Source organism: Rothia sp. (in: high G+C Gram-positive bacteria), from assembly GCF_030540545.1.
GTDB lineage: Bacteria > Actinomycetota > Actinomycetes > Actinomycetales > Micrococcaceae > Rothia.
In genome coordinates this window covers 138,246-160,285 of the sequence record NZ_JAUNVZ010000002.1, presented here as the reverse complement: position 1 = coordinate 160,285, position 22,040 = coordinate 138,246, and the positions used below count along the sequence as shown (strand labels likewise).

Genomic DNA, 22,040 nt, shown 5'->3' with positions numbered 1-22,040 from the left:
TGCAGATAGATAGGTAGTTCCTACGCATCCATACCAAATACTTATAATTACAACATGCCTATTTATTGCCCTTCACCTGAGGACTCAATGGGAATAGGCACATACCCCTGATACTCGAAAGAACCAATGTTACGCAATTCTCCTCGCATTGCGTATTCTCGGACTATGTCGAGCTCCTCTTCGCTTTCAGCCCACTTCTTATGATCTAACGCAAACCTGATTTGAGCCGTAATCCAAGGACAATTATACCAGCGCATGCTTAGTAATAATCCGCCTTTTGCAGTTTTAAGAATCAACGTCTCATCATTTAGTTTAAACTTTTTAATATCGCTATATTTTATTTTTCGATTCCATAAAATGGAACGTCGAACCATATAGGTTTCTGAAAGATAAAGCATCTGCACACACCAATAACTCAGAGTCATTGCCGTTAAAGAAAGAAATACGCAACCAATAATAAAGGCATCTTTCTCGCTATAGTTGAGATAGCCTAGGCGGATTCGAATCCATATACCTACTGGGTATAGGGTGAAGAGGAGCATAATGAGGCCGCAGTATAGAATGATATAGCTCGGCTTCTGCTTCTTATGTAGCGCATGGTTTTCAAAGTCGTTTGCTATAAATATTTTTTCTATAAATTTCATATATAGCAAATCCTTCTATAAGGTTTCTATCAACTTACACATTTCTATATTAGCTACTACTTCCAGAGTTGGAGTTCTCTAACTTCTCAATCTTTTTATATTCAGAGTTATATTCATTAAACTTAGAATAGTAACTCTTCACCCCACCCTTAGTCATCTTAAGAGCAGCCTTAGAACGAGCCGCCGTCACCATTGGATTCATTAGCGGCACGCTCACACTCTAAACGACGTTCTTCTTCTCGTTCTCTGTCTCGACGTTCCGCTTCCAATCGATCTCTTTCTTGGCGCTCACGCTCCATTTCCTCACGCCGCCTACGCTCTTCTTCTTTATATTCTTCAACCTGATGGCGTCGACTATCTGTTAGAGCAGATTGCCAATCACCACTATTTACCACAGCATAGATATCATCAAAGGAACGCTCTGAGCCTTCAGCCTGATAATCCCGATAGATGAGGACACTCAGAAGATACGCAAGCTTCTTCTGCCCAGTTTCGAATGCAAAACTCCCACCGGAATAATAGACAGTAGACATACCGCGATATTCCCACCTCGAGATATCGCCATATTCAACAGCTCTAGTTTTAAAGAGATTATTAACAATAATCTTATCTTCGAAAACTCTATATTTTTGGAGAGACAATACATACGAAAGACAAACTCCCAGAACAACAACTAGGAACACCTCTTTCGCATCTTTAAATCTCCACAAAAATTGAAAGTGAAGAAATAGTCCCACCAGGATACTCAGAGGAAGTAAGCCCAGGACGAAGATCGTACCATTACTCCCCATACATTCACTGAGGGGCTCTTCTCTATTCTCCATAGTGCTCCCTCTCATTGCAGGGGAATCTAAACAGGGAGAGATTGGGGACAGTAGGTTGGCGGAAGGTTGGTTTATCGGTCATAACCGTAGCCTAGCAGTTTCGCCCCCCATTCAAGCATGTCAGGGGTGCGACACGAGCCCACATTCATAGAATCTGCCGGTATGATAAAACCAGACACATATCCGCCACCCCGCACCCTCCGTACAAGGACACCAGCAATGAGCAGTCACCCCACGCCTAAAGACCCCAACCACAGTACAGACCCGCAAAGCTTTAACTACGGCTACTACGTTGATACCCTCCCCTCCGGCCAGCGAGTCAACGCACCCAAGAGCACCCCGGCGGTACAGGACCAGGCTAACAAACCGGCACAGACTATGCCCTCCGCAGAGCATACTCCCAACATTCCGGAACCCACCCAGGTGCCCCAACAGCACAATACAACTTCGCGCCCCACCGACCCCTCGAATCCCTACAGCTCAATCAAAATCCACCCCACCGTGGAGTCCTCCCCCGAGCACATCCAAATCCCCAGCCCAGCCAATACACAAGCTGCGCTTCCTGAATACAGCACACCCGCACTCCCCGCTAAGCCCCGCCCCATCTGGCCATGGATAGCCGCCGCATCTACTCTGCTCTCCCTGCTCCTCGTATTTATCCTGGTTCTTGTACTCGGTGGCGTGTTACAGCCTGCCTCCTCACAAGCACAGGCAGATTCTACCGAAACCGCAGCGTCCCAGCCCTCTACATCCGCAGCGCCTAAGAGCACCGATAGGGTGAAAATTATTGCCACGGTAAAGGTCAACGGTGAAGCAAAGGTCAGCTACGGCAATCCCTCAGCCACTACTCGTGAGGACATTAAACAGAATTGGACTCATGAGACTGAGATTCAGCGCAAAGACGGATTCTCTCTAATCGTCGATGCCGGGTACACTACTGCCACGGCGGCTCAGGAAATGAGCTGCTCGCTCACGATCGATGGTGTGGAATATATGAGTTATACGGCGACCGGCGGCACCATGTCTTCGGTGCGCTGTGTGCTTCCTATGACCTTTAAGTATCCCGAAACGACTAAGAAGTCTGATCTGGAGCGTGCGGAAAAGAAGTCTAAGGTATCTGCTGCCGTGCATGTGAATGGTAAAGCGACGGCGCTGTACGGTGATTACACCGCTAAAAATGTTATGACTATCGAGCATGATTGGAATAACGTACAGGAAGTCGAAGGTCGCCATTTGAGTAGCTACAACATATATATTTCAAGCCCTTCCGAAGGCGGTGCTTCCGAGATTTCCTGTGTGGTGAGTGTGGATGGCGTGGAGAAGGTCAAGCAGTCTGCCACCGGCGCGGGTTCTCAAGTCTCCTGTCACCTACCCTCAGATATATCGTAATCTTCTCTAGCATGTGACGCATGCAGGCATAGTACATGAGCCTTTGAATCGGGTAGATTCCCGATTCAAAGGCTCATTTATTGTCTAATCTATTATCTTTTCTTGGCACGACGAGCAGAGATCATAACTGCCATCATTACCAGGCTAGTAATCAGCAGGATGACTGACACCAGCACCATAGTGGTCATGCCGATGCCTGCAGATTTATGGTAGATGCCTGCTAAGGTATCACCGCGTTCATGCAGATGTTCCTCATACCAGGCAGAGAATTCATTCTGATTGTGTTCCATTCGAAGAATCGCGATAGATAGCATCAAAATAGACCCTGAACTAACCACTAAAACAGTAGTAGCAGTAGAACGCAGAAATCTCAGGCGTTTAGTACAAGACAGTACTAGCAGTACAACACACAGAATAAACAGAATCAGGATAATATATCCGTCATAGGAATAGTTAGCCTGGGCGGCTTTGGTTCCTGCTTCTAAATCATCAGGCTCAATATACTCTATAAGCCCCAACCATGAATAGCGGGTGTCTTCCGTACGCTTTAAGATTTCTCCTTGCAACTCATAGTGTATATGTAGACGCTCTTGAAATAGTGCCCAGATACCCACCGCGATAGACGCCAGGCTCAAAATAGAACACCATAGATAGGTGCGGTTGCGCCAGCTTCTTTCCTTCTTGGGCAGGGGCGCCAGCAAAGGCATGGATGATGCTTGTAGGGGTTGAGAAGCAGGCTGTGGTGTTTGAGATAGCGGTGCAGGCTGTTCAGGATGATTCTGAGATGCTTGAGTGTTTTCCGTTTGTGCCGGCACAAGCTGTGCATTACTAATATGTCCGCGCTGGCTTGCTGCTCTATATTCTTCAGCAGTGGGCATGCGGTGGTTGAGTATCTGGAATTGATCCACCCACTGGTCCGATGTCATGGGGCCTATAGGCCATGAGGGAAGCTGACTCATACGTTCCTCCTCTTGTGTCGTAGTTCTAGATGCTTATCGTTATACCACTATACCGATAGCTCTTTGTCGTGCGAGTCATCTAAACAATAGAAGCGGTGGTATGCTGTGGCTATGACAACCACATACTCTACAGGCACCAACGCCCCTGTAGCTTCCGGAATAACGATTTACCTATGGTCGCCATGTGCACGTCAGACTGCCCAAAATCAGATTTCTGGTGTGTCTGTGTGTTGGGACTACAACCCCGCCGGCGCCATCACCCACGAACACACCACCACCCAAAACGGCACACACGCCATCACTACCTACCACTACGATAACGCCCACCAACTGCGCGTGTTGGCAACCTACACCAACACCCCCGCAGAAGCAGCATCAGACGTGGTAGATAACGGTCAGCAGGTAGATAACACTACAGACACCGGGCACCGTGCAAACGGCACCAACCATAAACCCTCCAGCATAAACGCCCTGGAGACCTTCATGCACGCCCATGCACACACCCACGGCACCTATCTGAATACCCTACCCCGTGTGGTAGAGACTCTACCTCTGACTCAGGTACGCCTTTACACCTATACCCCCACCGGACACCGTGCCAACGAATACGTCAGTGACGGCAGCGTCAGTGTGCTTGGTTGGGATGCTCTGGGGTACCTATCCTCGATTACTCGAGGACACACCACCACTGCCAATGGTGGTGTGGGTGTTGCTTCGGCTGTTTCTGCTGCTGATAGCATTCGTGCTCATAGTGTTAGTGGTGTACCTGTACTACATTCCCTGGAGCGTGTTCGTATGAGTTGTGATACGGCTGGTTCTATGGTGCGTGCTACCGGTGGTGATGGTGTGTCGGTGCCTGTGGTGTGGGATGAGTGTGCTGTTGTGCCTTCGTTGCTGGGTGTAGGTGTTTTGCCTGTTTCTGGTGTGGGGCGTTATACCCATGCTGACTCTGCCGCTGGTTCTGTGCCTGCTGGTGCTTCTGCTGCTGGTGTACCCTCCAGCGCTGCTTCTGCCCGTTCGGGTCATGGTGGTGGTGTGGTGCCTGGTTTGGGTACGGGTGCTGGTTTGGTTGATCCGTATGCTGTGTTTGAGGCGGTTGGTTCTGGCGCTGCTGCTGTTTATGGTGGTGGTGGTGTTTCTGCTGCCGTAGCCTCTACCTCTGCTTCTGCTTCCGTAAGCTCCGCTCCCGTAACTTCTGCATCTGGTTCTGTTTCTGGGGTTGGTGTGTTGCCTGCTGGTGTGCCTAGTGTGTTGGGTGCTTTTGGTCTGGTGGGGTTCTTCTGTTGCGGGTGTGTCTGTTGCTGGTTTTTCGGTGGTGGGTGTGCGTGTGGTGGATCCTGTGGTGCGTTCGTTTGTGTCGTTGGATCCTTTGCCTGGTGTTGTTGGTTCTGGGTGGTTTGGTTCTGGTTTTGTGTTGGTGGGGTCTGATCCTGTGGGTTTGGTTGACCCGTGGGGTTTGTCGCCGGTGTCTGTTGCTGAGATGCGTGAGTATCGGTATCAGAATAGTGCTGCTAAATGGCTCGACGACCACAAAGGAATTATCAAAGGCGGTCTACTCTTCGTTGGTGGAGCTGCCGCATTCGCCGGCGTCCTTTTAACCGGCCCAGTTGGTATTATGGCAGCCGGCGCCCTCGCTGGTGCCGCCTTTAGTGGGTACTCCACCATCGATTCCGCCCAGGATAAAGAAACCGGTCGTGTTAACTGGGGTAAGGTAGGCGGCTCGATGGCTGTCGGTGCAGCGTTGGGTGCTGTTGGCGGTCTTGCTGGTAAGGGCGCCGAACTTGCAGTCCGTGGAGGCAAGCTTACTGCCCAAACGGTGCAGGTAACTCGTACTGTTAAGGGCTTTCCGGTCCCTAAGCTGGTGGATAATCCTGCTGCTACCGGTTGGATGTATCGTGAGCTTCCTGGTGTGTTCACCAAGGGTACTACTGCAGGTAAGTTTGCTGGGTGGACTATAGGCGGTAGCGTGGATGGCGCTATTAATGGCTTGTCTGCTACCTATACGTCGGGTGTGCATCCTGTTCAGGCTATGATGACCGGTGGTGCTGCGGGGTATTTGGGTGGTTTGGCTCGTGCTGGTACTTCACGTGTTGCTACTCATCCAGTGTTGGGTTCTTTTGGTTCTTTCAATGAGAAGTGGGGTGTTGAGGCTTTTAGCGCTGAGATGTCTAAGGGTACGGTGAAGGATTTCGTGACGACTATGGCTACTCCTGTGGCTCATGATGATTCTGTGGCGGCTCGTTGGCAGAAGTATCAGGATACGTTCTGGGACAAGTCGTTGAAGAATGCGGTATCTGGTTTGGGTAAGGGCGCGGGTACTGGCGCAAAGGATTTTGTGACTGGTCCTGCAGATTCTAGTGCTTCTAATGAGGAGTGATGTTTGGAATGAGTCTTCCATTTAAATCTCGGTATAAGTTGTTTTTGGGTTTGAGCAGCATAATAAGGTATGGGTCTATTTAGCATCTGGCACTACCGCTGCATTATTTATCAACCCCTTCTCTTTAATAAAGTTGGGGACACCGATCAGTACCACCCTTTTAGCGATTCCCTAATGATTGCTATTATCTCTGCTGGCTTATGTGCTATTATTTTCCTTCTTCCATCCTGGTTGATTTATAAGAGTACATCTATGACGATTAATACATTCGACTTCTCGTACCCCAATAATTTACCCGAAAATACCTATAAGTATTCTGAAATTCAAGGTTTCTGGGTGATGGATACGTCGGAGACTCCCGGATTGCGGTTGAGTGTCAAGAATAAATACGGTGCATCTACTTTTAATTTCAATACTAATCTGTATCATATGCGTTACCTTCTTGCTCAGTTGGCTTTCGCATGTGAGTATAGACATTGGTGCGAGGAGTCTGAACTTGCTCTGCTGGAGACGTATGTGAATATGGAGAATCTTTATAAGTTCTTAGCACAAAATTATAATCATATTAATTTCGATTTTATTGATGATGAAGGTTCCGACGCACCTGGTGCCGCGAAGTAGCTACTAGTATTTCAATAGGTTGTGGGTGTGAGGGTTTATACCCGCACACCCCACAACCTTATGCACTGTCGCTGAATAAACTCTACCACTGGAATAATCTGAGAAAACATATGGCTGTGGGGCATACGGTATCAATACACCGTATACCCCACAGCCATATAAAAACCCGCGAACGCTGTAACGGCAAACGCGAACGGGCCTAGCTCTTCTTCCTCGTGAGCGTAGAGACCATAATACCCAGCATGATCAGACTCAACACCAGCAGAGCCCCGGAGCTCAACAGCATCGCTGTGGTGCCCGTACCAATCTCCCCAGTAGTCATATGAATAAGCGTGCTACCCCGCCTCTTCTCATCGTCAACATACCAACGCGCGTACTCATTCACCCGCTGCGTATTAGTAATCGTTAGTACGCTAAACGCCACAATAACCGCAGAACTCACCGCACTCACGCTCGCCGCAATGGGGCGCAACGGGCACATAGACCGCACACAGGATAGAACCAGCAGAATAAAACACAGTACCAGCAAGCCCAGCATCACATACCCCTGATAAGAATAGCTAGCCTGAGCCGCCTTTATCCCCTGCTCCATCTTATCCGCATAAGCCCCGGTGCGTGTATGCTCAATCAGACCCATCCATGAAAAACTGGTATCGTGCACATTCTTGATGCCCTCTTGACCCGTCAGCTCATAATGCTCATGCCAACGCTCCTGAAATAACGCCCACACACTCACCGCAATAGCTACCACGCCCAGCAGAGCGCACCACACATAGGTGCGCCTGCGCCAGCTCGCTTCCCTCTTCGGCAGGGGATCCAGCAGAGGCATAGACACACTCGCTTCTACAGGTGCCGACGGCGCCGCGCCCCTATGGTGCGGTATGCGTTGCGATGCAGACTCGGGCATATAGGCGCTAGAGCCCGCAGAAGCGGTTCTGCCGGTCATATTCCCCGTAGAATCCCCCGAGAGCGCACCGGCGCCCCCAACAGGCACAGCGGCGCTCTGGGGGTTACTAATATGTCCACGCTGGCTCGCCGCCTTATATTCCTCAGCGGTGGGTAGACGGTGATTGAGCATCTGGAATTGTTCCATCCACTGATCCGAGGTCATCGGCCCCAGCGGCCAGGCAGGGTACTGGCTCATCGCAATCCTTATCATCCGGAAGCTGAAACTATCTATGGTTAACAATATATCCCGCCTCGTAGACACGAGACGGGACATACAAGACTAAGTGCTCTCAGTGGGTGCTAAAGCACAGTACCTATGCTCTAGAGCCTATGCCTGGGGGAACTGGCCGGGCTGCTGGTATGCCTGAGGCTGAGCCGCGGGAGCAGCCTGGGTCTCAGCTGCCGGAGCGAAAGCCACCGGTGCAGAGGGAGCCACAGGAGCAGCAGGAGCCGCCACAGCCTGAGCGGGACGAGCACCCTTGAACAGGGGCAGCAGAACCAGCACAGCAGCAGCAATAAAGAGCAGAGCCACGATAATCATCAGGTATGCACCGAAAGCGGCACCACCGTTGACCAGTTCGCTCACCTTGCTGGGCAGACCGCCCTCCTCAGCAAGGTAAGAGTATGCCTTCTTCACATCGCCTGCGTGACCAATAGCGGAGAAGCTCAGGAACAGAACCAGCAGACCGCTAAAGCCCAGAGCCTCACCCAGCACCAGACGAGCGTTCTTAAAGTCCTTGAACCATGCCAGAACCGACAGGGCGATCAGCACCAGGAAGATCAGCAGCAGGGGCAGACCCAGGGAGAATGCCGCGGGTGCAAAGAGGTTACGAATAAGCTCTTCATAACGGCTACTGCCCTTCAGAGCAGATTCAAAAGCAGAGCTAAGGTTCAGGGAACCGAACCAGTTCGAGCTCATCAGGCCTTCACCGCTAGCGCTCACGTTCCACACGGGCAGGAACAGAGCGATAAAGCCCAACAGAGATGCCACCACGGTACCAATCAGGGAACCCATGTACAGCTTGTCCTTGGCAACGTGTTCCTTAATCAGCTGGCTGGGAGCCTTGGGAGCAGCCGGTGCGAAACCGGGCTGTGCGGGTGCAAAGCCGGGCTGATCAGCCTGCGGTGCGAACTGCTGCTGAGCAAAGTCAGCCTGAGGTGCAGCCTGGGGCGCAAACTCCTGAGCAGGCGCTGCAAAAGCCTGCTGCTCGGGGGCAGCAAAGGCGGGCTGAGCCTCAAAAGCGTTCTCCTGAGCGGGAGCTTCCTGCGCCGGAACCTGAGCCTTGGGTGCTTCAAAAGCGGCGGGTGCTTCAAAAGCAGCGGGAGCCTCAAAAGCCTCGGGGGCAGCGGCGGGCTCGGGGTCTACCGGGTTCTGCAGCTGAGCTGCCAGATCGCTCTGGGGGTTCAGAATTTCGGTCGGTGCGTATGCGTCAACCTCGTCGACCGCAACATCGTTCTGAGCGGGTGCAGCGTTTTCCTGGGGGATCTCCAATGCCACAAATTCAATAATATGGCCGATGCCACCGGCTGCATTGTACTCAGCTGCGGTTGCTTCACGACCGTTCATCAGCACAAACTGGGTGTTCCAGTCGGCAGCGGACATCGGGCCGATCGGCCACTGAACATTAGCGCTCATAAATGAGGACTCCTCGTATTGTATGTGCCCGCACGAAACTACCGGAAGGGATACATGCGGGTTTTCTCCATCTACTAGGGTATCGAATGATAGCCCCGGTATCACATTTTCAGGGCGTTCTTAGAGGAAATTCCCAGGAAAAGCGGTGCGGAAGAGCTTTTACTGAGCTTCAGGGCTTTTGGTGGAAGCGCGCGCAGCACTCAGGCGCTCCCTCACACGAGAAATCAGGATGCTGATTGCCACAATAACCACCAGCGCCAGGGGCAGCGCCCAGGGTTCCAGACCCAGGGCAGCAAGAATAGCAAAACCAATGGAGGCATAAATCAGCGCCCAGATAAAGGTGCCCAGCAGCATTGCCGGGATCCAGCGGCGCAGGGGCATGCGCGTAAAGCCGGTCGCGAGAATCACCACGGTTTGAAAACCCACGGTCAAAAAGCACAGGGGCACGGCGAATACACCCCAGCGGTTCACAAACGCCTGCGCTTTGAGGTAGTTCGGGGTGGACATGAGCTGGTGCACACGCTGCAGGCGGTGGCCGCCGGCGGATGCCAGGTAGCCGAGTATGAAAACCATGGTGGTGCGCACAATGCCCACCACCCAGAGAAAAGCTACCGCCACTTCGGGCGAGAGGGACTCTACAAGTTCTCGCATAATTTTATTTTCTCATGGGGTTAGGAGCTAAGCGTGAGGTACACAGGTTTATGTCATACTATGGTCAATTTGAGATACACCTGAGATTGAGAGTGAATGTTGCGGGGTGTGTCGAAAAATTTTTTAACTTTTTTCAGAGTGTATTGCGGGTGTTCTTCCGCGAGATTCCGGGGTTTTTACTTAGGGTTACCTATATTTGAAAACAGGGTGTCACTATCTACCCCTTGGCATAGCCTTGGAATTAGGTTATATTTTTATTACCAAATGGTGAGCGATTCTGTGGGAAGGTCGCCGCCGGACGGTTACGAAGACTTTTCTTCCTGTGTGTGATGCAAGCGGGGGTTGAGCGAAGCCAAATCGCTCAACCCCCGCTTTTCTGTGCGCTCTCTGCATGTACACTCAAAGCCTCAGGAACCAGAACAGGGCGGGTAGATAGCTCTACCCGCCCTGCACTCTACGCTTTAGCCCTTCTTCGGAAGGTTATAAATAGGAGTCGGCAGCTTGACCGGATCCCAGGTATTCGAAACAGCCTCAAAGCTGGCACCGGTACCCGGAACACGCGGCAGCTTCTGCACCGGAGCGCTAGAAGACGCCGGGATATTCGACAACTCCTGAGAAGAATCAAAACCCGCCAGATCAAGGTCAGCGAAATCATCCTCAATATCCACCGGTACGGGAGTATCGCTGCTGAACTTCTGCACCTGCTCGGGGGTCGGAGTGACAGCCACCGCCGCGGAAATCGGGCGCGAGGGGCTTAGAGCCGGTGCAGGCTCAGAGCGCTCATACTCAGACTCCAGAACAGCCACACCATCGCGAATAGCCACGCGAGGGCTCGGCTCGCTCTCAAAGAACGTATCAATAACCTCAGCGGGCAGCTCGGGTAGGGCAGGCTCAGGCTGTGCGCTTTGAGACAGAGGCTGAGGTGCACCCTGAGGCGGGGTCGACTGTGCAAAAGTAGGCTCAGCTGCAGAAGGCGCACCTACAGAAGGCGCAGGCTGTTCAAAAATAATGGACTCGAAAGCTTCAGGCTCGGCAACAGCGGGCTCGTACGCTACCGGGGTTTCTGCCAGAACAGGCTCAAAACCAACGGGCTCTACAGCAGCGTCACGAACAATATCTTCGGGAGCAACAATATCAGTCGGAGCAGACTCGGGCAGCTCAAATTGATCGAAGAGGACCGGCTCACGGTGAGCCTCAAAACGCAGGCTCTCACGCGCAGACTGAACAGGCTGCGAAACCTGAACAAGCTCAATATCCTCGGGTTCAGATGCTGCGCTATCCTCGGGCGCAGTCTGCCGCACACGCACGCCAGGCTGCACGGGGTCAGAAATCTGAACCGGAGCCTCCTCAGCAGCCACAGGCTCCGATAGCACGCGCACCTGATGATAAGGAGCAGAGCGCTCCGAAGGGGTAGCTTCCTGCGCCGAAGAGTCACCGGAAGCAGGCTTCTTCTGCTCATGCTTTGCCATATAGTGCAGGCCACCGCCCACAGTCAGCGCAACCAGAGCGCCGGCAATAGGCCAGAACCAGCTGCCGCCTGCAATAAGCACAATCAGGGTGCCAATCACAGCAATCAGAGCACCAATAACGCCCACACCCAAAATAACCATGCGATCCAGACGCCAACTCTCACCCTGCGGCAAATAAGCGGTGGAGAAATCACGGGGCACAGTCTGAGGGTCGCTCACCGAAACGGTCTCCAGGGTACCGGTCATGGGGCTATTAACCTCGGAGGTACCGCGAACACTCGCCAACTTCAGCGGAGAGGAACTATCGCTCTGGGGCAGAGCGTGCTCATTCTGAGAGGGGGAAGAAACCTCGCGCAACACAATAGCCGAGGTGGTCAGAATATCCTCGGCGGTGCGCTCGGCACTAAAGACAGCGGTTTCGTTCTCGGTCACAGGGGCACGACGTAGCGAGCGCGGAATAAACCACAGCAGCAAAACAACAGCAAGAGCTACCAAAATACCTGATGTACTCAGCCAGGTCATGCTTTATCCTCTCAATGAACCTTAAAACCTATCTTATAAATATAACCCGATATATAGTGCCTGGTCATCTCAAAAACACCGTATCTAGGAAATAGGGCTAAAAATTTTTACACGCGTGTAATTTACCCGCGCTCATGCAACTCTATCCGGGTACCCTCCGGGGCAGACAAGCCCAGTCGGGGTCTAGCGCAGGCATAGTATTGGGGAGGGAACCTCGTAGGATTCCCTCCCCAATACTTGGTATATATCAGAGCCTGAACCGGCTGTAACTAGCAGGAAGTCTGTGCGAATTCCTTGAGCCACTCGCGCAGATCCGGACCGAGGTCCTCACGCTCAGACGCAAGAATAATATTAGCCTTCAGGTAAGAGAGCTTATCACCGGTGTCGAAACGACGACCGGTAAAGACCACGCCGTACACGCCTTCGCCCTCGCCGTCACCCTGTGCCAGGGTCTGCAGAGCATCGGTCAGCTGAATCTCATTGCCGCGACCGGGGGCGGTGTTCTCCAGGGTCTCAAAGACCTTGGGGCTCAGCACGTAGCGGCCAATCACCGCGTAGTTCGAGGGAGCCTCATCAGCAGCGGGCTTCTCAACCAGGCCGGTGACCTTGACGAAACCATCTTCGCCCTCAACAGCCTCAATAGCTGCTGCACCGTAGGCGGAAATAGCTTCGCGAGGAACCTCCATGAGAGCCACGACAGAACCGCCGGTGCGCTCCTGAACCTCTACCATGCGAGAGAGCAGGTCGTCCTTCTCATCGATCAGGTCGTCACCCAGCAGCACGGCGAAGGGGGCATCGCCCACGTGAGTCTTAGCGCACAGAACCGCGTGACCCAAACCCTTGGGGTCGCCCTGACGGACGTAGTGGATACCGGCGAGGAAGTTGGATTCTTCCACAGCCGCCAGCAGTGCATCCTTACCCTGCTCAGCCAGCTGGCTTTCCAGAACGGGAACACGGTCAAAGTGGTCTTCTAGAGCGCGCTTATTACGACCGGTAATCATCAAAACATCGTTGAGGCCTGCGCGCTTGGCCTCCTCTACCACGTACTGAATTGCCGGGCGATCCACCACGGGAAGCATTTCCTTAGGGGTTGCCTTAGTCGCGGGAAGGAAGCGGGTACCCAGACCAGCAGCCGGAATAACAGCCTTGGTAACAGACTTAATTTCAATAGCCATGCTCTTAGCATACCGCATAAATCCTTCAAGGAATGCTTGAACGGTTAAAAATATATTCTTGAGGGCTCTGCACGCCTATTTATGACGAATGCGGACATAATCGGCACAGAATATGCTAGATATAGAAGATAAAGAAAATCGTCCAAAGGATAGTTATGAGCACCTACCCTCCCGGAGCAAGCACCGAAGATATCGCCCTGGATAAGCAGGTTCTGCGCTCTCAGATTCGCCCCCAGCGCCTGATCGCCCGCAGCCAGCGCGGACCTGCCGGCAATGCGGCTATAACCCGGGCTTTTAGCGATCACTTGGCGGATCTTTTTGCGCGCTACTCCCCCAGCTCTAGCGCCGAGGATCTGCAGGGCGTAACCATTGCCGCCTACCTACCCACCCCCGCTGAGCCGCCCATCACCCCGGCTCTTGAGGCAGCGCATCGTGCCGGGGCGCGTATTCTGGTGCCGGTGGTCAAGCCCGGTCGTAAGCTCGCCTGGACTGTATGGGATCCGGAGGTTGACCATCCGCTCAACGGTATGGGTATTGCCGAACCCGAGGGTGAACAGTACGGACCGGAGGCTTTTACTGCCGCTGATCTGCGTCTGGTTCCCGCTCTTGCCTATTCGCGTGCGGGTCGTCGCTTAGGTCAGGGCGGCGGCTACTATGACCGTCTGCTGCCGCAGCTGAGCGAAACTGCCATGCTGGAACATAGCGTAGGTATTATTTTTGCCGAGGAAATTCTGGACGAAATTCCCTACGATAGCTGGGATGCGCGTCTGGAGCGTGTGCTCAGCCAGGAGGGTATTCGTACTAGCGATTCCTAAAGCTTGTAGCTTCTAGCCCCGTATCACTGAGGATTCAAGTGGCGGGCGGGCAGGGAGTACAATACTTAGGTTAGGCAGTATCGACAGAAAGAAATACCATGCCGGTCTATGTGTACCAGTGCAAAAACTGCGGTCATGTATTTGAGCAGCACCAGTCCTTTAGCGAGGACGCACTGAAAACCTGCCCCTCCTGCGGCGAAGACACCCTGCGTAAGAAGTTCAATAGCGTGGGCGTTGTATTCAAGGGCTCCGGTTTCTATAGCAACGATAAGAATAGCTAAAGCCTGCTAGTGGGCATGCACAAGCCCGGGTACTATATCGAGTACCCGGGCTTTTGCGTGTCCTTTTAGGGTGCAGTGAAGGCGCTTCGAAAGGACTCTCCCAACGCCTTAGACCAAATTATTGCCCCAGTGCGGAGGACGCTCCTGCTTCATCTGTTCCAGGTGCGCTGCCTCTTCAGCGCTAAGTTTCTGTGCAGCAGAAGAGGAGCCAGAAGGCACAGCGCGGCGCGAAATAGCGGGCGCATTAAGCCCCGGCAGCTTCGGCTCAGCATCGGCGGGCACATGCCCTCCGGAAGCACGACGATTACCCTTCCTGGGCTTGGGAACGGCAGAATAGGCCATTAGTCCATCCCCAAATACTTACGAATACGAGCCTGCACGCTCTGAGGATCAGAGAAGACCTCCAGAGTGCCCAGAGTCAGATAATTCCAGCCGGTACGGCTCAAACGCTCCGGTAGCAGGCGGGTACGTTCACGCACACTCGCCGCTGCGTAATTCTCTTCGGCATCCGAGCACGCCACCAGGGGCATGGTCTCGGCAGGGTTCTCGCTCTGAACCGAAGCGGGAGCGTGAGCAATCAGCGCAATATCACCGCTGCCCAAAGAGACCTCAATACCATCCGATGCCAGGCGCGCCGCCAAGTCGTTCAGAAGCCAGTTACCCAGATCCGGAACACTCTGCTCAACGGTGTTCAAGAAGGCGTTCGGGGGCAGGGTCGCTGGGGTGATTGCATCCAGATTCTCGGCTTCCTTCACGCGCTGCTGCTGCTCAAAAGCAATCAGCAAACGGTAGAAATCCACCGCGCCATAGTGCAGCTTAGACTCATCCAAATCCACCGGATTAATGCAGCTGACCACATGAGTCGCGCGGCGAGCACGAGTCATTGCGCGCACAAAGCCCTCACGGCCGCGCTCCTCCGAAAGCTGACCCAGTTCATAGGACGCCTGGCCCCAGCGGGAACCGGCAACGCCCAGGGAGAAAATCACGGTATCGCGCTCCACGCTATCGGCACGGCTCAAATCCACCACGCGGAAAGGCTCATCCCCAGGCTGGAAGAAGCCCGCCAGCTGCGGGTACTGAGCCAGAGAACGGCGAATGGACTCCGCCACGCGCTGAGCGTGCTTGGGGCTGGCAGTCACCACAGCCAGAGAACGCTCCGGGTGGCGGTACGCGTGCTCAAGCACCAGGCGAGTTACACGCTCAACCTCCACACCGGGAGAATCAAGATTCGCATTATCCGAGAGCTTGCCGCGCGTATCAATATACTCAACGCTCAGGCTCGGCTCCGGCAGAGCCGAGGCGGCAGAAACCGGGCTGGAATGCAGACTCGAAGCGTAGAACTCACGATTCACATACTCAAAGACATTGCGATCCATACCGCGGTGCAGCAGCACCAGCTCGGTACCCGGCAGCACCTGAGACAGAGCCTCAAAAGTACTCTCCAGACGCTGAGCCGAAGGATTCGGAGCACCCACAGTCGGAGCGGACACCACAAAGGGAGCCGGGTAACCCGAGTGCGGATCGCCCAGAGCAATCACCTGATCAACACGAGTAATCGCAGTCAGGCTTGCCGCCAGCGGAGTGGACTCACTATCGAGCAGAATCGCCGTATCAAAGCGCACGCCCTTAGGCAGCTTGCGTGCCAGAGCAAAGGGCGAGGCTGTCCACAACGGCAGCAGGCAGGTCGCCAAATCCCCCGCGTGGGTTAGCAAATCCTCGAGCACGAACTCGTGGCCACGCAGCTGACTCTTCACATAGGCAGCCTGTTCAGGGTGCTCAGTGACAGATTCATCCCAGCGGGTGCGTACAGCAGCCAGCACACGGGAAGAAGCAGAAGCCATATGGGCGTAATCGGCGCGGCGGAAACGAGACTCGGCATCGCGCAGGGCGGTGCCCTCCAGCAACTTACCGGCGTGAACGGTGAGCAAATAATCCAGGGCGGATTGCCACCACGCCAAATCAAATTCGGCGGTTACCAGGCTTGCGGGCACCTCGCGGGCGTAGAAATCATCCAGCAGCTCACCCAGACCGTAGGAGCGCATCTCCTGCTGCAGAGCCTCGCGCTCGGGCAGGCTCATCAGCAGCACACGATCAGCCAGCAGGGCATCCAGGCGCGCCTCCAGCTGATCAATATCGGTGTGCACAAAATCGGTACCCGCCGGGCTATTGGCAAGCACAATACCCAGACCGGCAAATTCGGTTACCAAGACATTGAGGGTATTGACCAGGCTATCAAGATTATCGGGGATGGCGGGGGTGCGGGGCGCCTCGATATGGCGGATCCACTCGGCACGCTCAGCTTGAACAATTTTCAACTGCTCGTGTACATCACCAATATTCACACCGGGCAGGATGTACTCCTTAGCGGCGCGGCGCAGACGCGAACGCTGCATGGTGCTCATATCAATACCGTGCTCACGGCGCCAAGCACCCGAAGCGGTCGCCGCAATCAAATCGGTGACCGGGCGGTCGTACACATCGGCACGGAAACGCTTAAGGGTCTCGCGAATACGCTGCAGAATCAGCAGCTGAGATTCCCATTGAGCAATGGTTCGCCCCTGACGCAAACCCAGAGCGGCATTCATACGCGCCATGGATTCGCGGAACGACAGCAGAGAGGACTTCAGGGTCAGCGCCAGCGCATAGGCGTCGGCAGTCTCTTCGTCATTGTGCAGATTCGCACCAAACCAGGGGGAATTGCCCGCCGCACGGGTGAAGGCACCCAGCTCTGCAAGGCGCACAATCTTGGTTGCCTTCTGCTCGCGGTAGAGCAGGGCGTCCAACTGGGTACGGTCAAAACGCACGCGGGTGGTCGGCGCCGGGTTCGCAGCGGTCAGAGCAGCCAGGGTCTGTAGAGTCTGGGCAATGGAAATACGCCAAATACTATCCTTGGCGGCAAGGGCAGCAGTGTGCTCGGCAAGAGCTGCGCGGGTTACACCCAGCTCAGCGCTGAGGGCATCGGCAATAGCATCCGGGGTGTTTTCATTGCGAATAATCGCGCGAATAAACTCGGTGCGTGCACCCTCGGAGTCACGCTCAGCCAGCAGATCATAGCGCAGCTCGGACACCCCGGTGCGCTCGAGCAGATTCGAAAATTCAGCCAGGGTGGTGCGCTTCTCCCCCACCACCAGTACGGACTTACCCTGCCCGATCAGAGTGGAGGCGATATTGACCGCGGTACGCAGGGGCTCGGTGCCGGGAGCTGCGGTCACGGTAAAGGACTCGCCGCTGGCAGCGTAGTCAATAATCTCCTGGGCGCGGGCATCAGCGTCCAGCAGCAGCATTTCTTCGCTGAGTTCACGCTCATCCAGGGGCGGCTGGGTGTTAGTCAGCTCGTGGATTTCGGGCGTCACGCCGGGGGTCTTCAGAGCCGCAATATCGCGCACTAGCGGGGTGTAGGAGGTCTCGGGTAGCTCGCCCAGGCTCTCCTTCACATCGGCAAAAGTGGAGATAAAGTAGGTGGACTCAATCATCATGCCCGGCACCTTGGATGCCGAGGCGCGCATACGCTCAATCACCGGTTCCGGATCCAGGCGCGACATGGAGTTCGCCAGCTGAGCCACATCCATAGTGGATAGGTCAATGCCGTACTCCTGCTTGAGCTGGCGCACCATCGCCGGGTTCAGGCGTGCAGCACCGGCAAGACGCAGCTCAAAATCATCGCCCTTAGGATGCGGAGTGATCGCCAGGGGCGCCATCAAAATAGGCGCAATAAAGCGTTTCTCCGCCTGAGGAGAATCAATGACAGCGCGCGAAAGCCAGGAGGCAGTACCCGCCACAAAATAGCCCGAGTCCAGGCCGTGGTCGCTTGCCAGCTCGTAGATTTTGGTGCGTAGGGTGCGAGCGGCGCGCATGCCGTTCTCCAGCTGCGCCTTATCGCGAAGGATGGTGGAGAGGCGGGTTTTACGACCGGCAAGCAGCTGCGCCAGACCCGAGGGATTGGCATCGGCAAGGTCAATGTGCACATAGTCGACGTGGTTAAAGTCGAGCATGGCGTCCGGACCGGTGTAAATGTCCATTTGGGCTGCCCAGCGTGCCAGGCCCGGCGCCGGGTCAAAGGCGGGGTGGGCAGGGTTGAGCTCATCCGCGAGCGGCTCAGCGGTACTTTCTGCCGAAGTATGGGGTTCAGTCACTTAACGCGTTCCTTGGGTGAGTAATCGTGCTGGGCGTATGCCCGGGGTACATGCTAAAGCCGGGGAGCATCCTCATGCTCCCCGTGGCTTTATCGCTGGTGTAACGCCGTTGATAGTTGCTTATAGTTCTATCTTAGGCGAAAAGGCTAATATTTGCTGTCAGAATCATGCCGGCAACCAGGAGCATAAAGACCATGGCACCGATCAGAACCCAACGGTACTTGGGCGCAAATTCTTCACGTTCGGCAAAGCGCAGGCTGCGGAACAGGAAGAAGCTCAAGCTTGCACCAATAATATTGCCGGTAATCAACTCCATGATCAGGGCATAGAGGGCAAAGGTGCGCTCGGTGCTTTCATTCTCGGTTCCAGCCAGCTTGAGCAGGCCCGCCATGAGCAGGGTCCAGCAGGCGTGCAAAAATGCGACTGCGAAGAAGGGGTTATTGAGGGTTCCGCGCAGATCGGTTCCGGCGTTGCCCGCGCCCATCATAATCCAGGCGAAGATAGCTGCGGGGGCAAAAATCCAGTACCAGAAGAGGTACTTGCGCATTTTCTCGCTATCATCGATCAGCTGCAGCAGGGAGATAAGCATTAAACGTCCTTGATTCGGCGGGTTCCAGGAATTTGCGTGCGGGCCCGGGCGAGCACCTCACCCAAGTCTCCCTCAGCCTCGGGAATATAGCCGCTGTCATAGGCGGCCTCTGCCACCACGGCATCCAGTCCGGCGCGCTGCTGGGTCTCAATATAGTCAATGTAGCGGCGCACAATATAGTCCAGCAGCACCGACAGAGCCACAAAGGAGTTGAAGGGCTTGCGCTGAGTGCTCAGCTGGGTGGGGGTGGACTGGTAGTGCAGGGAGAAGTCCGCGTGCGAGGACATATAGTTCACGCCAATAGCGGTAATGGCGATCATGGGGATCTTGCGCAGCTGCAGCATTTTAATGTGCTCGCGCATATTCTCGGTCTGTCCGGAGAAGGACACAATCACCACAATATCGTCCTGGCTCATAATATTCATGGCGCTTTCGAACTCGTTGCGCGCGGGAATAATATGGCAGAACTTGCCACAAATCTGCATGGATTTGGCGAACTCTTGCACGGCGTTACGCTGGGCGTAGCCGGTGCCGTAGCAGTAAACAGTGCGGGCGGTGAAGATGCGCTTGAGCATGGATCCCAGGTCCATGTGCTCCAGGTAGTCATAGGTGCGCAGGATATCTTCCCGGCCGCTTTCAATAAAGCGCGGGTTGTAGGGTTCGGTGTTAGAGAGTGATGACTTAATAAAGTACTTCAGCTCGGCAAAGCCTGAGAAGTTCAGCTTCTTGGTCAGGCGGATAATGGAGCTGGTTGAGGTGTAGGTTTTGTGGGCGAGCGAGTTGATAGTTGCTTCCGCCACGAATTCTTCATTTTCGAGCATGAATGCCAGAATCTCGCGCTCGGTTTCGCTAAACCGATGCTGATTAGCATTCACTACATCTTGTAAATCCACTCAGGGCTCCTGAATCAAAGACGGCAATACTGTCAATTGTAACGCGTCTTTGGCTCAGGAGCCCTGTTCAGCTATACCGTGTCAGTTACGGCACATAATGTTAGCTAGTGGTTTTTACTTCTCATTAACCATGGTTTCGAAGCGCTCACGCACCTGCGGAACGTCCATACCCACGATCACCTGGAAAGCGGTGCCCTTACGGACAATGCCCAGTGCGCCAGCTTCCTTGAATGCTGCGTCGGAGGTGTCAACCTTGTCAGCGTCAGCCACGGAAACACGCAGGCGGGTTGCGCAGTTGTTCACGGTAGTGATGTTCTCTGCGCCGCCCAGCAGCTCCAGGAATGCGGTTGCGCGAGGTGCGTACAGGTCGCCGTCCTCAGCTGCATCAGCTGCTGCGCCACCGTTCTTCTCAGCTGCCTTAGCAGCCTTGTAGTCAGCCTTGGAGTAGAGCTTGGTCTCGCCGCCGTCTGCCTCGCGACCGGGGGTCTTGAAGTCGAACTTCAGGATCAGGAAGCGGAAGAGCACGAAGTAGATAACGGTGAACGCCAGACCGATACCGATCTGAGCCAGGTAGGTGCCACCCTGGTACTTCCACAGGGGGATCCAGTTCTGGAACAGGAAGTTATCGAGCAGACCGCCACCCATGTTACCGCGCACGCCCACCAGGTACATCGCGGCTGCCATGGTTGCTGCCAGCACTGCGTGAACAGCGAACAGCGGGGGTGCAACGAACAGGAAGGTGAATTCCAGGGGCTCAGTAATACCGATCAGCATTGCGGTCAGGGAGACGGGCAGCAGCAGTGCCACAACTTCCTTACGCTTTTCGGGGCGAGCGGTGGACCAGAATGCCAGAGCAATACCTGCGGGCGCGAAGACCTTGGAGTTACCGTGCAGTGCAAAACCGCCGCCGGGGAACAGCTCAGAGAGAGGCTTATCGGACTTGGAGAACTCTGCCAGGTTTGCTGCCCAGTCCTTGGTGATACCGTTGGGGGTCACCACGTTACCGAACATGAACGGGGAGTAAATGAAGTGGTGCAGACCGGTCGGGATCAGGAAGCGCTCCAGGAAGGTGTATACCCACACACCCACTGCACCGGAGGCAATGAAGAAGCCCTGCAGGCTGGAGATACCCTGCTGAGCGAAGGGCCACAGCCATGCGAAGAGGAAGCCGATGGGCAGCATGATAAAGAAGCCCAGAGCGTAGACGAACTGGGTGCCCTGGAAGATACCGAGGACATCGGGCAGCTTCTTGTCGAAGTACTTATTGTGCAGCCACACCACGATTGCCGAGATGATGATTGCACCGAAAATACCGGTGTCCAGGGTCTTAATACCGGCAATGGTCTTCAGACCGGTACCTGCAGCACTCTTAGTAATGTCGGTGCTGAAGTCGATCTGGAAGAAGTCGGCACCAGCGGTACCATTCTTACCCCAGAGCTCGAGCATCTTACCCACGAAGTACAGGAAGGTCAGGTAGACCATACCTGCTTCGAGCACTGCACGTGCGTTAGCAGTCTTAGCCAGTGCAATGGGCAGACCCAGAGCAAAGAGCAGTTCCATCTGGGTAAAGACGGTCCACGAACCGGCTTCCCATACAGACCAGAAGTTATTCCATGCCGAACCCTTTACTGCGAAGGGCAGCAGCTGATCGTTCTGAGCGATAATCGCCAGACCAACAGCCAGACCGGCAAAAGCGAAGAGCAGCACGGGGGCGAGCATCGCCGAACCGAAGCGCTGTACTTTTTCCATCATGAGGCGTTGGAGCCTTTCGTTCCATACAAAAAGCGCCTGCGCTCGATCAAACAGCTGTGTTGAGTGAGTCAGTGGTTGATGACCGCGGACGCGAATGCCATGTGTTTACGCCCCTTATCATGCCATTAGTTAAGCCAAAATGCCGTATATTTTTCATCAATTGGAAGAGTTTTCACAACCCGGCAGGACTATCAGAACCCGGCAAAACTATTAGGCACCTGTGGGCTTCTTTTTATATACTGTGGGATTTTTCAGGCGTAGGATATGGATATAGCCCCAAACCTGCAGGCTCACAGAGCTAAGCCATCTCGCCTGCGCGAGAGATTTCCCGATATACCGGGCTTGTGAGAAGAAAAGACGGC

19 protein-coding genes are annotated in these 22,040 nt (G+C 54.4%); 6 read left to right on the top strand and 13 right to left on the bottom strand.

Annotation, left to right across the window (positions count from 1 at the left end):
- Positions 1-62: 62 nt before the first annotated feature.
- Both Q4P78_RS02370 and Q4P78_RS02365 read right to left on the bottom strand, forming a co-directional pair.
- A complete protein-coding gene (locus tag Q4P78_RS02370) occupies positions 63-644 on the bottom strand; it encodes a hypothetical protein (protein ID WP_303338708.1) in 582 nt (193 codons plus the stop codon).
- Between the two features lie 170 nt (positions 645-814).
- Positions 815-1,468: a hypothetical protein gene (locus Q4P78_RS02365; protein WP_303338707.1), complete on the bottom strand. Its 654-nt coding sequence runs from the start codon at positions 1,466-1,468 to the stop codon at positions 815-817.
- A gap of 219 nt (positions 1,469-1,687) precedes the next feature.
- Here Q4P78_RS02365 and Q4P78_RS02360 point away from each other — a divergent pair, with 219 nt between their 5' ends.
- Positions 1,688-2,857: a hypothetical protein gene (locus tag Q4P78_RS02360; protein WP_303338706.1), complete on the top strand. Its 1,170-nt coding sequence runs from the start codon at positions 1,688-1,690 to the stop codon at positions 2,855-2,857.
- Between the two features lie 92 nt (positions 2,858-2,949).
- Here the strand turns inward: Q4P78_RS02360 and Q4P78_RS02355 are convergent, their stop codons facing one another.
- Positions 2,950-3,816, bottom strand: a complete 867-nt coding sequence (locus tag Q4P78_RS02355; protein ID WP_303338705.1) for a hypothetical protein — start codon at positions 3,814-3,816, stop codon at positions 2,950-2,952.
- 219 nt (positions 3,817-4,035) lie between these two features.
- Between Q4P78_RS02355 and Q4P78_RS02350 the strand changes: the two genes are divergently transcribed.
- From Q4P78_RS02350 to Q4P78_RS02340, 3 genes are all read left to right on the top strand, one after another.
- On the top strand, positions 4,036-5,244 hold the full coding sequence (locus Q4P78_RS02350; protein ID WP_303338704.1) for a hypothetical protein: 1,209 nt from the start codon (positions 4,036-4,038) through the stop codon (positions 5,242-5,244).
- Complete coding sequence (locus Q4P78_RS02345; protein WP_303338703.1) at positions 5,228-6,193, top strand: hypothetical protein; 966 nt, start codon at positions 5,228-5,230, stop codon at positions 6,191-6,193. The genes Q4P78_RS02350 and Q4P78_RS02345 overlap by 17 nt, the downstream gene beginning before the upstream one ends.
- Before the next feature lie 174 nt (positions 6,194-6,367).
- Positions 6,368-6,814, top strand: coding sequence for a hypothetical protein (locus Q4P78_RS02340; RefSeq protein ID WP_303338702.1), 447 nt, complete (start codon positions 6,368-6,370; stop codon positions 6,812-6,814).
- A 199-nt stretch (positions 6,815-7,013) separates the two neighbouring features.
- Here the strand turns inward: Q4P78_RS02340 and Q4P78_RS02335 are convergent, their stop codons facing one another.
- From Q4P78_RS02335 to galU, 5 genes are all read right to left on the bottom strand, one after another.
- Complete coding sequence (locus Q4P78_RS02335) at positions 7,014-7,958, bottom strand: hypothetical protein (RefSeq protein ID WP_303338701.1); 945 nt, start codon at positions 7,956-7,958, stop codon at positions 7,014-7,016.
- Between the two features lie 132 nt (positions 7,959-8,090).
- Positions 8,091-9,398 (bottom strand): hypothetical protein, encoded by a 1,308-nt coding sequence (locus Q4P78_RS02330; protein WP_303338700.1) that lies wholly within the window; start codon positions 9,396-9,398, stop codon positions 8,091-8,093.
- 159 nt (positions 9,399-9,557) lie between these two features.
- Positions 9,558-10,049 (bottom strand): DedA family protein, encoded by a 492-nt coding sequence (locus Q4P78_RS02325; RefSeq protein ID WP_303338699.1) that lies wholly within the window; start codon positions 10,047-10,049, stop codon positions 9,558-9,560.
- A gap of 461 nt (positions 10,050-10,510) precedes the next feature.
- Positions 10,511-12,040: a hypothetical protein gene (locus Q4P78_RS02320; RefSeq protein ID WP_303338698.1), complete on the bottom strand. Its 1,530-nt coding sequence runs from the start codon at positions 12,038-12,040 to the stop codon at positions 10,511-10,513.
- Positions 12,041-12,309: 269 nt separating this feature from the next.
- Positions 12,310-13,215: a UTP--glucose-1-phosphate uridylyltransferase GalU gene (gene galU, locus Q4P78_RS02315; RefSeq protein WP_303338697.1), complete on the bottom strand. Its 906-nt coding sequence runs from the start codon at positions 13,213-13,215 to the stop codon at positions 12,310-12,312.
- A 155-nt stretch (positions 13,216-13,370) separates the two neighbouring features.
- Here galU and Q4P78_RS02310 point away from each other — a divergent pair, with 155 nt between their 5' ends.
- Together Q4P78_RS02310 and Q4P78_RS02305 are read left to right on the top strand one after the other, a co-directional pair.
- Positions 13,371-14,030, top strand: coding sequence for a 5-formyltetrahydrofolate cyclo-ligase (locus Q4P78_RS02310; protein WP_303338695.1), 660 nt, complete (start codon positions 13,371-13,373; stop codon positions 14,028-14,030).
- A 98-nt stretch (positions 14,031-14,128) separates the two neighbouring features.
- The gene (locus Q4P78_RS02305; protein WP_303338694.1) at positions 14,129-14,311 is read left to right on the top strand and encodes an FmdB family zinc ribbon protein; all 183 of its coding nucleotides are present in this window, start codon (positions 14,129-14,131) and stop codon (positions 14,309-14,311) included.
- A gap of 108 nt (positions 14,312-14,419) precedes the next feature.
- Here the strand turns inward: Q4P78_RS02305 and Q4P78_RS02300 are convergent, their stop codons facing one another.
- From Q4P78_RS02300 to Q4P78_RS02280, 5 genes are all read right to left on the bottom strand, one after another.
- A complete protein-coding gene (locus tag Q4P78_RS02300) occupies positions 14,420-14,653 on the bottom strand; it encodes an ATP-binding protein (RefSeq protein ID WP_303338693.1) in 234 nt (77 codons plus the stop codon).
- Positions 14,653-18,444, bottom strand: coding sequence for a DEAD/DEAH box helicase (locus Q4P78_RS02295; protein ID WP_303338692.1), 3,792 nt, complete (start codon positions 18,442-18,444; stop codon positions 14,653-14,655). The genes Q4P78_RS02300 and Q4P78_RS02295 overlap by 1 nt, the downstream gene beginning before the upstream one ends.
- Positions 18,445-18,577: 133 nt before the next feature.
- Positions 18,578-19,033: a cell shape determination protein CcmA gene (locus tag Q4P78_RS02290; protein ID WP_303338691.1), complete on the bottom strand. Its 456-nt coding sequence runs from the start codon at positions 19,031-19,033 to the stop codon at positions 18,578-18,580.
- Positions 19,033-19,926 (bottom strand): MurR/RpiR family transcriptional regulator, encoded by an 894-nt coding sequence (locus tag Q4P78_RS02285; protein WP_303338690.1) that lies wholly within the window; start codon positions 19,924-19,926, stop codon positions 19,033-19,035. The genes Q4P78_RS02290 and Q4P78_RS02285 overlap by 1 nt, the downstream gene beginning before the upstream one ends.
- Before the next feature lie 114 nt (positions 19,927-20,040).
- Positions 20,041-21,678, bottom strand: coding sequence for an alpha-glucoside-specific PTS transporter subunit IIBC (locus Q4P78_RS02280; protein ID WP_303338689.1), 1,638 nt, complete (start codon positions 21,676-21,678; stop codon positions 20,041-20,043).
- Positions 21,679-22,040 lie beyond the last annotated feature (362 nt).

Excerpts from the sequence above, each read along its gene's own strand:
- Q4P78_RS02370 (WP_303338708.1), bottom strand. The coding sequence starts at position 644 with ATGAAATTTATAGAAAAAATATTTATAGCAAACGACTTTGAAAACCAT.
- Q4P78_RS02365 (WP_303338707.1), bottom strand. The coding sequence starts at position 1,468 with ATGGAGAATAGAGAAGAGCCCCTCAGTGAATGTATGGGGAGTAATGGT.
- Q4P78_RS02360 (WP_303338706.1), top strand. The coding sequence starts at position 1,688 with ATGAGCAGTCACCCCACGCCTAAAGACCCCAACCACAGTACAGACCCG.
- Q4P78_RS02355 (WP_303338705.1), bottom strand. The coding sequence starts at position 3,816 with ATGAGTCAGCTTCCCTCATGGCCTATAGGCCCCATGACATCGGACCAG.
- Q4P78_RS02340 (WP_303338702.1), top strand. The coding sequence starts at position 6,368 with ATGATTGCTATTATCTCTGCTGGCTTATGTGCTATTATTTTCCTTCTT.
- Q4P78_RS02335 (WP_303338701.1), bottom strand. The coding sequence starts at position 7,958 with ATGAGCCAGTACCCTGCCTGGCCGCTGGGGCCGATGACCTCGGATCAG.
- Q4P78_RS02330 (WP_303338700.1), bottom strand. The coding sequence starts at position 9,398 with ATGAGCGCTAATGTTCAGTGGCCGATCGGCCCGATGTCCGCTGCCGAC.
- Q4P78_RS02325 (WP_303338699.1), bottom strand. The coding sequence starts at position 10,049 with ATGCGAGAACTTGTAGAGTCCCTCTCGCCCGAAGTGGCGGTAGCTTTT.
- Q4P78_RS02320 (WP_303338698.1), bottom strand. The coding sequence starts at position 12,040 with ATGACCTGGCTGAGTACATCAGGTATTTTGGTAGCTCTTGCTGTTGTT.
- galU (WP_303338697.1), bottom strand. The coding sequence starts at position 13,215 with ATGGCTATTGAAATTAAGTCTGTTACCAAGGCTGTTATTCCGGCTGCT.
- Q4P78_RS02310 (WP_303338695.1), top strand. The coding sequence starts at position 13,371 with ATGAGCACCTACCCTCCCGGAGCAAGCACCGAAGATATCGCCCTGGAT.
- Q4P78_RS02305 (WP_303338694.1), top strand. The coding sequence starts at position 14,129 with ATGCCGGTCTATGTGTACCAGTGCAAAAACTGCGGTCATGTATTTGAG.
- Q4P78_RS02300 (WP_303338693.1), bottom strand. The coding sequence starts at position 14,653 with ATGGCCTATTCTGCCGTTCCCAAGCCCAGGAAGGGTAATCGTCGTGCT.
- Q4P78_RS02290 (WP_303338691.1), bottom strand. The coding sequence starts at position 19,033 with ATGCTTATCTCCCTGCTGCAGCTGATCGATGATAGCGAGAAAATGCGC.
- Q4P78_RS02280 (WP_303338689.1), bottom strand. The coding sequence starts at position 21,678 with ATGATGGAAAAAGTACAGCGCTTCGGTTCGGCGATGCTCGCCCCCGTG.